We start from the raw sequence: 10,478 nt of genomic DNA on the forward strand, positions 1-10,478 counted from the left end.
AAGGTTGGCCAATGGTTAAGTGATTGAGTTTTGGTGTTTTATGTGTTTGTCGCAATATTTCACTCTGTGAGCCCTCTGTTTGTTGTGTGAAGTTTTGTGAGTTAAGGATTTTTTGTTGTCATCTTGACTAAAATTGACTGGTCGTTCTTTTGAGAGTATGGGTTGGTCAAGGAAGATGTCTTTATTTAGAAAGAAGGCTGTGGATGCTCAGGGTTATAGGTTGAAAGGAGGCGTTTCTCTACTTCAGCCAGATTATATCCATATTCTAACTTTTCTGTTTTTCATAATGATTGTCCTTGTGGGGCTATTCATTGTTACAGCTACCTACGCTCGGAAAGAGACGGTAAAAGGTTATCTAAGACCCGATAAAGGGATGATAAGCGTCTACTCTGAAAGTACTGGCTCGATCAGACAACTTCATGTTTCCGAGGGGGATGTAGTCCGTAAGGGTGAAGCGCTTGTTACCATTGCACAAGTTCGTTCTTTAGCTTCAGGAGTAGAGTTGGAGGAGTCACTATTGAAAGAGATATCCTATCAATTGGAGTTAATCCATAAAGAAGCTGAAAAGAGAGAGCGCATGTTCGAGATTGAAACTGCAAACTTGGAACAGGAGCTTTCCTCTTTAGATATCTATGTTCATAATCTCATGCAACAAAGAGAAACATTAAGGCAAAGGCTTGTCCTGAAACTGAAGCTGTTTGAGCGTACAGAGTCTATTTTTGTTAATCAGTTTATTTCCCCTGCGGATTATCAAAGCCAGAGAGAGCAATTACTCTTAGTCCGATATGCTGCTGAACAGGCTGAGGCTGATGTCGTGAGTGCTGAACTAAGAAGGAAGCAAACGCAGATAAAGTTAGGTGATCTTCCTGAGCGCAGGCAACTGGAAGTGATGGATTTGGAGAGGCGTCGAGCTTCGTTGTTGCGTCAACAAAAAGAGATAGAGGGTCGCTTTAGCCATGTTATCCGCTCAACCTCTTCAGGACAAGTTACTGCAGTTAGGGTCTCCAGTGGGGAGTTTCTGGTCCCTGGAAAATCACTTTTGACAATATTGCCCGAGGGCGCGGAGCTTATAGCAGAACTTCTCTTGCCTAGTAGATCGATTGGATTTGTAAAACCTGGCAATGCAACCCGACTGAGATTTGATGCGTTTCCTTATCAGAGGTTTGGCTTCGTTGAATCCAATGTAAGCCAAGTCGACAAGGCGATATTGACGCCCAGAGATATACGCTTGCCAATAGCCGCTAAGGAACCTTTTTATCGTGTTCGAGTTGAACTTCCTAAGCAGAGCGTTCAGGCTTATGGTCAATCCATTCCTCTTCGAAGTGGCATGCAACTGGAAGCTGACATCATTCTGGAGCGTCGCACACTTCTCCAGTGGCTGCTTGATCCCATCTATAGCCTTAAGGGGAGAATTGGATAATGCAATTTTCGGGAGACAAAAACCAAGGCGTTCTGGACTTTTCTGGTATTCGTCGAGTCCCAGTAATTCTCCAAGCTGAGATTGCTGAGTGTGGGTTAGCCTGCTTGGCTATGATAGTCGGTTACTTTGGTCGGCAGGTCGACCTAGCGACAATGCGCAAAAAGTTTTCCGCAAATCTGAAAGGTATGAATCTTCAAGAAATGGCAGAGGTTGCGGATACGCTCGGGGTGGCCACTCGAGCTTTGAAGTGTTCGCTGGAAGAGGTGCATAAGCTAAAGCTCCCCTGCATAGTTCATTGGAATATGAATCATTTTGTTGTTCTCACCAAGGTGTCGAAGGAGAACTTGATCGTCATTGACCCCGCTAATGGTCGAAAGCAATACAGCAAAAGAGAATTTTCGAGTCACTTTACAGGCATCGCCCTTGAGTTTACCCCAACTTCGGCTTTTAAGCGGAAAGATGAACGTAAGAAAATGAAACTAAGCCAGCTTTGGAGCAAGTCAGTGGGCTTTAAACGTAGCTTGGTTTCCCTCTTTGCTTTGTCATTTATGATTCAAATACTCTCTCTGGTTTCACCTTACTACATACAGTGGGTTGTGGATGAGGTACTTCTCAGCAAGGATTTAGCCCTACTTAAAGTTCTGGCTATGGGGTTCGCCTTGGTTGTGCTCATTAACACTGTTGTATCTGCTGTCCGTAGTTGGCTGGTGGTCAGGCTTTCCTCTCAGTTCAATTTTCATCTAGGGATCAACCTGCTCAGGCATTTGCTGAAGTTGCCCATGAGTTTCTTTGAGGCAAGACATGTTGGAGATCTGATCTCAAGGTTTGGCTCTCTAGCACAGATACGAGAGCGATTGACGACTGGACTAGTGGAGACGGCAGTTGATGGAGTCATGAGTCTGACGGTGCTGGTGGTGATGCTCATCTATGATGTACGCCTGACAGCCATCGTTCTGGCTGCAATCTCTCTGTATGCAGCTTTAAGGTTGGGGCTATACCGTGCTTTACATCGGGCTACTGAAGACTCTATTCAGGCTTCTGCCCGAGAACAAAGTACCTTTATAGAAAGCATCAGAGTTATTCAAACCATCAAGCTGTTTAATCGGGAATCGCAACGACAAAGCCTCTGGCTAAACCAATATACCGAAGTGATCAATGCAGATATAAGGCTAGGAAAACTCAATATTAGCTTTGAGTCCGCCAATAGACTACTGTTTGGAATGGAGAATGTTGTTGTGGTTTATATTTCTTCACTGTTAGTTATGGGAGGGGCGCTGACAGTTGGAATGGTTCTTGCCTTTCTAGCCTACAAAGCACAGTTGATGCAAAGAGCATCCAGTTTTTTGGAGCAACTCATAATCTTTCGGATGTTGAGGTTGCACCTGGATCGTCTCGCCGACATTGCCTTGGAGAAGGAGGAGGAATTTCAAGAGAGTACAGCCAGATTGGAGTCGGTGGCAGGCTGTTTAAGCCTCTCTGGATTGAGCTTCTCCTACACTTCATCGAAATTTATGTTGTTCGATAACTTAAGTCTGAATATTAAAGCTGGCGAGCATATAGCCATTGTCGGCCCTTCAGGAAGCGGTAAGAGTACCCTGATGAAGCTGATGCTGGGTTTGATGCGTCCAACTTCAGGTAAGATATTGATAGACGGGGTTGATATTACTGCCCTCGGGAGCAAGTGTTATCGCTCCCATATTGCTGCGGTAATGCAGGAAGACACATTACTGAGTGGTACCGTTGCAGACAACATTACCTTGTTTGATCCTGAGCCCAATCTACTTTGGATGCAGAAGTGTGCTCAGATTGCCTCGATAGATAATGAAGTACAGCAACTGTCCATGGGATACAACAGCCTAGTAGGAGATATGGGGAACCAGTTCTCTGGGGGCCAAGTTCAGAGGCTTCTACTCGCTAGAGCACTTTACAAGAAGCCTAAGGTGCTATTTCTTGACGAAGCGACAAGCCACCTAGATTTAGCGAATGAAGCCAGAATATGCGGGCAGCTTGGAAAGCTGACCATCACGAGAATCGTGATTGCGCATCGGCCTGAAACAGTGAAGAGCGCTGAGCGTGTATTCAAGCTCGAGTCAGGTAGGATTACTGAAGTCAGTATTGATCAGATACAGGATGAACAGCAACAGATTTAGGCTCAGCTACTGGGCTTAAAGCAGAGGCAACCGGCCTCTGAACTGGCGCTTGAGCAGCAACCGAACTAGGCTGGCTGTCAAGCTTATCAAAACATGGATGTAGATAAGGAGCATATAATGCAATCATTGACATCTAAGGAAATGCAGCAAGTAACAGGTGGGGAGTTTAGTGATTGGGTTGCTGCGGCAGCTGTAGCGGTAGTTAGTACATTTTCTGGAGGAGCTTCAGTTGTGGCTGGCTTGGCGGTAAAGGAAGTTCTGTCTGATACAGAAGCTACTGGCAGAATTTTGTACAACAACCCATGTACACCAAAATTCTAAAAGACTACTTGGCCCATTAGTGTCACTGATGGGCCTTTAAAGGAGGGCAATTATGATCGAAGCGATTATATTCCTCATACCCTTGGTATTCCTCTATCCCATCGTTTTAAAGAATGACCGTGGGGTTTTTTTTTGGTGTGGGTTTCTGTTGGCATCATTGATTCTGGGTGAGTTTGGAGATTGGCTTATCGATCATGAGCCTATGGCGAGTTATTTTGGCTCTTTCATCATGGGGATCAGCCTCAGCTGTTCTGTAGGGTTGGGGATGTCAATATACAGGTGGCAAAGTCGTCAGTATTGATGAGGTCATGTCAAATGAGGACGAGGAACATTTTAATCACCGTTATATAGTGGTATTTCAAGGGGGCTTTAGTCTGGGCTTTTGGAAGGTGTAGAGGTGGGCCCCAGAGTGTTACTTACATGACCAACTGGTTCCTCTTCAACCCTCGATACACATTCCGGCACAGCTTCGCCAAGCGGGAGATCTCCCCCAGCTTGGGCGTTTCGCCGTGCTCCAGCCGCGCTTCCCAGTCGCACAGTTCGGTGTCCACCAGCTCCAGCAGCTTCTTGGGGCAGCCGATGCACTTGCCGCCGCACAGCTCAGCCTCGGGTACGCCGAAGGGGAAGGCGTCCCGTACCTGTTCAATCAGCTGGGCCATGGCGGTGCGGCAGTCGGGTTTCACTGGGGCGGTGATGCTCTGCAACGGAAAAGGCCCAGTCTGGTGGACTGGGCCTTTATCGTCAATGCGTGGTTGGCGCTCAAGCCAGCTTGGGCAGCATCGGCTTGAGGAAGCGGGCGGTGTGGGACGCTTGGTGAACCGCCACCTGCTCCGGGGTGCCGTGCACCAGAATCTCGCCGCCACCGGAGCCGCCTTCTGGCCCCAGATCCACAATCCAGTCGGCAGTCTTGATCACGTCCAGGTTGTGCTCAATCACCACCACGGTGTTGCCGTGGTCCCGCAGCCGGTGCAGGACGTCCAGCAGCAGCTGGATGTCCTGGAAGTGCAGGCCGGTGGTGGGCTCATCCAGGATGTACAGGGTCTTGCCGGTGTCGCGCTTGGACAGCTCCCGCGCCAGCTTCACCCGCTGCGCCTCGCCGCCGGAGAGGGTGGTGGCGGACTGGCCCAGGCGAATGTAGGAGAGGCCCACGTCCATCAGGGTCTGCAGCTTGCGGGCGATGGCGGGCACCGGGTCGAAGAACTCGCGGGCCTCCTCCACGGTCATCTCCAGCACCTGGTGGATATTCTTGCCCTTGTAGTGCACCTCCAGGGTCTCGCGGTTGTAGCGCTTGCCCTTGCACTGGTCACAGGGGACGTACACGTCCGGCAGGAAGTGCATCTCCACCTTGATCACCCCGTCCCCCTGGCACGCCTCGCAGCGGCCGCCGCGCACGTTGAAGGAGAAGCGTCCCGGCTTGTAGCCACGGGCGCGGGCCTCGTGGGTGCCGGAGAACAGCTCGCGGATGGGGGTGAAGATGCCGGTGTAGGTGGCCGGGTTGGAGCGTGGGGTGCGGCCGATGGGGCTCTGGTCGATGTCCACCACCTTGTCGCAGTGGTCCAGCCCTTTGATGGCGGTGTAGAGGGCGGGCTCCTCGACGCTGGCGCCGTTCAGCTCCCGGTGGGCAATCTTGTAGAAGGTGTCGTTGATCAGGGTTGACTTGCCGGAGCCGGAGACGCCGGTGACGCAGGTCATCAGGCCGCAGGGGATGGTCAGGTCCACGCTCTTGAGGTTGTTGCCGCGGGCCCCGCTCAGCTCGATCACCTTCTTGGGGTCGTAGGGGGTGCGTTCTTCGGGCACGGCGATCTGTTTCTTGCCTGACAGGTACTGGCCGGTGAGTGAGTGTTCACTGGCGCAGATCGCCTGGTAGTCGCCCTGGGCCACCACCTGGCCACCGTGGACCCCGGCCCCCGGGCCGATATCGACGATGTGATCGGCGGTGCGGATGGCGTCCTCGTCGTGCTCTACCACGATCACCGTGTTGCCCAGGTCCCGCAGGTGGGTGAGGGTGGCCAGCAGCCGCTCGTTGTCTCGCTGGTGCAGGCCGATGGAGGGCTCGTCCAACACGTACATCACCCCCACCAGGCCGGCGCCAATCTGGCTGGCCAGGCGGATGCGCTGGGCCTCGCCTCCGGAGAGGGTCTCGGCGGAGCGGGACAGGGTCAGGTAGTTGAGGCCCACGTTCACCAGGAAGCCCAGGCGGTCGTTGATCTCCTTCAGCACCTTCTCGGCAATCTGCGCCCGCTGCCCCTGTAGCTCGATGCCGGCGAACCACTCCAGCGCCTGGCCGATGGACCACTCCGACAGGATCGGCAGATTGATGTCCTCGATGAACACGTTGCGCGCCTCCTCCCTCAGGCGGGAGCCGTCACAGCTGCGGCACTTGGTGGTGCTGATGTACTTGGTCAGCTCCTCGCGCACCGCGTTGGACTCGGTCTCCTTGTAGCGCCGGTTCATGTTGTTGAGGATCCCCTCGAAAGGGTGGTTGCGGGTCACCACGTCACCACGGTCGTTGACGTACTTGAAGGCGATGCTGGTGCGGCCGGAGCCATTAAGAATGACATCCCGCGCCTTCTTGGGCAGGTCCTCGAACGGTTCGTCAAGGTCGAACTTATAGTGCTCCGCCAGGGACTTGAGCATCTGGTAGTAGTAGAAGTTGCGCTTGTCCCAGCCACGAATGGCGCCTTCGGCCAGAGAGGCGGTGGGGTTAGTGACCACTCGCTGCTCGTCGAAGAACTGCTGCACCCCCAGGCCGTCGCAGCTGGTGCAGGCCCCGGCGGGGTTGTTGAAGGAGAAGATCCTCGGTTCCAGCTCGGCCATGGCGTAGCCGCAGATGGGGCAGGCGAAGTTGGCGGAGAACACCAGCGGCTCGGCGTCGGCCTCCTCCATGGAGGCCACCTTGACCACCCCGCCGGACAGCTCCAGGGCGGTCTCGAACGATTCCGCCAGGCGCTGGGCCAGGTCCGGGCGCACCTTGAAGCGGTCGATCACCACCTCGATGTCGTGCTTGACGTGCAGCTCCAGCGGCGGCGGATCGGACAGGTCGCACACCTCGCCATCGATGCGGGCGCGGATGTAGCCCTGGGCCGCCAGTCCCTCCAGCAGCTTGGTGTGCTCCCCCTTACGCCCCTGCACCACGGGGGCCAGCAGCATCTGCTTGCTGCCCTCGGGCAGGCTCAGCACCTTGTCCACCATCTGGCTGACGGTCTGGGCCGCCAGGGGCTGACCGTGGGTGGGGCAGCGCGGCTCGCCGACGCGGGCGAACAGCAGACGCAGGTAGTCGTAGACCTCGGTGATGGTGCCCACGGTGGAGCGCGGGTTGTGGGAGGTGGATTTCTGCTCGATGGAGATCGCCGGCGACAGCCCCTCGATGTGGTCCACGTCCGGCTTCTCCATCAGCGACAGGAACTGACGGGCATAGGCTGACAGCGATTCCACGTAGCGCCGCTGGCCCTCGGCGTAGAGGGTGTCGAACGCCAGAGACGACTTGCCGGACCCGGACAGGCCGGTGATCACAATCAGCTGGTCTCGGGGTAGGGTCAGGGAGATGTTTTTCAGGTTGTGAGTGCGGGCGCCGCGAACGTCAATCTGATCCATGATGCTGCCGGTTGGAAAAAAGAATTTGAGCAGTATCTCATATTCTGTATCGCCGCGGCACTTCAAGGAAATCGATGGTCTTAATCTGCATTGTAAAGGTGTGTTTTACGGAAGCGAGCGACAATCTGTGCCGAATCGACTCTGTGAAGGTGGCGAACCTCTGGTAAACTGTCGCCCCTCGAGCGCCCCCAACCAGTTGAGGAAGTAGACAGTGAGTAATGGGTTAAACCCAACGGAACGCAGAGCGGCCTTCACCCTGGCCAGTGTGTATGGGCTGCGGATGTTTGGTCTGTTCCTGATCATGCCGGTACTGGCGATCTACGGCCAACACCTGGAAGGCTTCTCCCCCATGTGGGTGGGGCTGGCCATCGGTGGCTACGGTCTGACCCAGGCGTTGTTGCAGATCCCGGCCGGGATGCTGTCTGACAAGATCGGCCGTAAGCCGGTGATCACCGTCGGTCTGATCCTGTTTATCTTCGGCAGCCTGGTGGCCGCCATGGCTGAGTCGATTCAGATGGTGACCCTGGGCCGTGCCCTGCAGGGGATGGGCGCGGTGGCCTCGGCGGTGCTGGCGCTGGCTTCGGATCTGACCCGGGAGGAGCAGCGCCCCAAGGTGATGGCGGTGATCGGCTCCTTCATCGGTCTCTCCTTCGCGGTGAGCCTGGTGGCGGGCCCGGCCCTGGCCGACTCCATGGGACTCTCCGGTCTGTTCTACCTGACCGCGGTGCTGGCCTCCGCCGCCCTGCTGGTGGTGCATGGGCTGGTGCCCAACGCGGTGCGCCAGGCGCCTACCGGTGACGTGGTGGCGGTGCCCAAACGCTTCATCAAGATGCTGAAGAACGGCCAACTGCTGCGGCTGGACATCAGCATCTTCGCCCTGCACTTCATCATGTGCGCTCTGTTCGTGGCCCTGCCCATCGTCGTGGTGGACAGCGGTCTGGAGGCCACCTCCCACTGGATGCTCTACCTGCCTGCGCTGCTGCTCTCCTTCGTGCTGATGGCGCCGATGATCATCTACTCGGTGCGCAAGCAGGACAGCCGCCGGCCGTTCCTGATGGCGATGCTGCTGCTGGCCGGCGCCATGCTGATCATGGCCGCCGCCCACCACAACCTGTGGATCCTGGGGGCGGCCACCCTGGTGTTCTTCACCGGTTTCAACTACCTGGAGGCATCCCTGCCGACCCTGATTTCCCGCCTGAGCCCGGCAGGTGACAAGGGGTCTGCCATGGGAGTCTACTCCACCAGCCAGTTTATGGGCGCCTTCTTCGGCGGTTCCATCGGCGGCGGCATGTACACCATCTTCGGCGCGGAGGGCGTGTTCCTGGTGTGTGCCGGCTTGACCCTGTTGTGGTTCATCCCGATGCTCGGCCTGAAAAATCCCAAGTCCGTCAAGAGCATCACCATGGATGCTCAGATCGACAACGACGCCCATGCCCAGGCGCTGGCCAGCCAGTTGCTGACGCTGGCCGGGGTGGCCGAAGTGACCCTGATCCTGGATCAGCAGGCGGCCTACCTGAAGGTGGAGCCCGAGTTCGATATCGAGCAGGCGCGCCAGGTGCTGGCGGGCTGAACCCGTGAATCCGGAGAAGAATATGGTCAGAGGTTTGCTCCTGGCACTGCTGTGCTGGACGAGCACAGTGGCGGCGGCGCCGAAGGTGGATCACCTGAGCGTAAACCGGGTGCACTCCGGCCCGGGTGAGCCACTGGCACTGACCATGAATGTCGTCGGGGATCCATTCGTGGTTGAGCAGTTGCGCTTCTTCCTGGTGCAGCAGGGGCGGCAGCTGCCCCTGGCGCGGCAGATGGAGGGGGACTTCCTGATCCATCTGCGCTCCGAGGTGCCCGCGCGGGAGGCGCGCATCCAGCTGGCGGTTACCAGGCTGTTCCAGGACCAGCCGGACAAGCAGATCCACTTCAATATCGACCTGAAGCCCGGGAGAGGCAGTAAGCCTCAGGCATCGCGACAAGCGGCCACCGCCGCCGAGGTGAATCCCCAGCCGGCCCAACTCAGCCCGTCGCCGCCGAAACTGTGCCCCCTGAACGGCCGCACCTTGTGGAGCATGGCCCGGGAGACGGCGCCGTCTCTGGGGGTGGGGCACTACGGGGCGTTGGTGGCGCTGGTGCAGGCGAATCCCAAGTGTTTTCCCGGTGGCGATCCCAACCGACTGATCTGCAAAGAGCTCCGCTGTCCCGGCTCGCAAGCGCTGCGGCAGTGGCAGGATGAATCCTCGGCCAAAGTGCGCTTTAAGGCGCTGATGAAAGCCGCTGCGAATTGATGATCCCGGCACGGGCCTGTGTTACCCTTTGCCGATTAGAGAAAGTTCAACATTGGAGACAACGATGGCCAGCCGTGGCGTCAATAAAGTGATTCTCGTTGGTAACCTGGGACAGGATCCCGAGGTTCGTTACATGCCAAACGGTAATGCCGTGGCTAACATCACCGTAGCAACCAGTGAAACCTGGAAAGACCAGCAGGGTCAGCAGCAGGAGCGCACTGAGTGGCACCGGGTGGTGATGTTCCGTCGTTTGGCCGAAATCGCCGGTGAATACCTGCGTAAAGGCTCCAAGGTTTACCTGGAAGGCAAACTGCAGACCCGCAAGTGGCAGGACAACAACGGTCAGGACCGCTACACCACCGAAGTGGTTGCGGACGAGATGCAGATGCTGGATTCCCGTGGCGGCCAGCAGGGCGGCGGTTTCCAGGGCGGCCAGCAAGGCGGCGGCTTCCAGGGCGGCCAGCAAGGCGGTGGTTTCCAGGGTGGCCAGCAAGGTGGCGGTTTCCAGGGCAGCCAGCAGAGCGGCGGCTTCCAGGGTGGCCAGCAGGGCGGTGGTTTCCAGGGTGGTCAGCAGCAGTCTGCTCCCCGTCAGGCGGCGCCTCAGCAGAAGCCGGCGGCCCCTCAGCAGAAGCCTGCCGCACCTCAGCAGCAGTCTCAGCAGCAGAGCTACACCCCGGATCTGGACGACGGTTGGGACGACGATATCCCGTTTTAGAC

At 56.3% G+C, this 10,478-nt stretch carries 9 protein-coding genes; 7 read left to right on the forward strand and 2 right to left on the reverse strand.

Annotated features, from left to right (window positions below; all coding sequences use genetic code 11):
• The first annotated feature begins 175 nt into the window (after positions 1–175).
• The 4 genes from FCL40_RS01070 (at position 176) to FCL40_RS01085 (ending at position 4,192) form a co-directional block, all read left to right on the forward strand.
• Entirely contained in the window at positions 176–1,420 is a 1,245-nt protein-coding gene (locus FCL40_RS01070) for an HlyD family secretion protein (RefSeq protein ID WP_169306960.1), read from the forward strand.
• Positions 1,420–3,570, forward strand: a complete 2,151-nt coding sequence (locus FCL40_RS01075; RefSeq protein WP_136850493.1) for a peptidase domain-containing ABC transporter — start codon at positions 1,420–1,422, stop codon at positions 3,568–3,570. The genes FCL40_RS01070 and FCL40_RS01075 overlap by 1 nt, the downstream gene beginning before the upstream one ends.
• 117 nt (positions 3,571–3,687) lie before the next feature.
• Complete coding sequence (locus FCL40_RS01080) at positions 3,688–3,891, forward strand: hypothetical protein (RefSeq protein WP_136850495.1); 204 nt, start codon at positions 3,688–3,690, stop codon at positions 3,889–3,891.
• A gap of 52 nt (positions 3,892–3,943) precedes the next feature.
• Positions 3,944–4,192, forward strand: coding sequence for a hypothetical protein (locus FCL40_RS01085; RefSeq protein ID WP_136850496.1), 249 nt, complete (start codon positions 3,944–3,946; stop codon positions 4,190–4,192).
• A 115-nt stretch (positions 4,193–4,307) separates the two neighbouring features.
• Here FCL40_RS01085 and FCL40_RS01090 read toward each other — a convergent pair whose 3' ends face one another.
• On the reverse strand, positions 4,308–4,595 hold the full coding sequence (locus tag FCL40_RS01090; RefSeq protein ID WP_324614054.1) for a hypothetical protein: 288 nt from the start codon (positions 4,593–4,595) through the stop codon (positions 4,308–4,310).
• Positions 4,596–4,650: 55 nt separating this feature from the next.
• Positions 4,651–7,485, reverse strand: coding sequence for an excinuclease ABC subunit UvrA (uvrA, locus tag FCL40_RS01095; protein ID WP_136850497.1), 2,835 nt, complete (start codon positions 7,483–7,485; stop codon positions 4,651–4,653).
• Positions 7,486–7,696: 211 nt separating this feature from the next.
• On the opposite strand from uvrA, the gene FCL40_RS01100 reads away from it, so the two are divergent.
• The 3 genes from FCL40_RS01100 (at position 7,697) to ssb (ending at position 10,476) form a co-directional block, all read left to right on the forward strand.
• The gene (locus FCL40_RS01100) at positions 7,697–9,055 is read left to right on the forward strand and encodes an MFS transporter (protein ID WP_136850499.1); all 1,359 of its coding nucleotides are present in this window, start codon (positions 7,697–7,699) and stop codon (positions 9,053–9,055) included.
• A gap of 22 nt (positions 9,056–9,077) precedes the next feature.
• Positions 9,078–9,761, forward strand: coding sequence for a type IV pilus assembly protein FimV (locus tag FCL40_RS01105; protein ID WP_136850501.1), 684 nt, complete (start codon positions 9,078–9,080; stop codon positions 9,759–9,761).
• Positions 9,762–9,825: 64 nt separating this feature from the next.
• Positions 9,826–10,476 (forward strand): single-stranded DNA-binding protein, encoded by a 651-nt coding sequence (gene ssb, locus FCL40_RS01110; protein WP_136850503.1) that lies wholly within the window; start codon positions 9,826–9,828, stop codon positions 10,474–10,476.
• The last annotated feature ends 2 nt before the right edge of the window (positions 10,477–10,478 follow it).

It is taken from the genome of Ferrimonas sediminicola (assembly GCF_005116715.1).
GTDB lineage: Bacteria > Pseudomonadota > Gammaproteobacteria > Enterobacterales > Shewanellaceae > Ferrimonas > Ferrimonas sediminicola.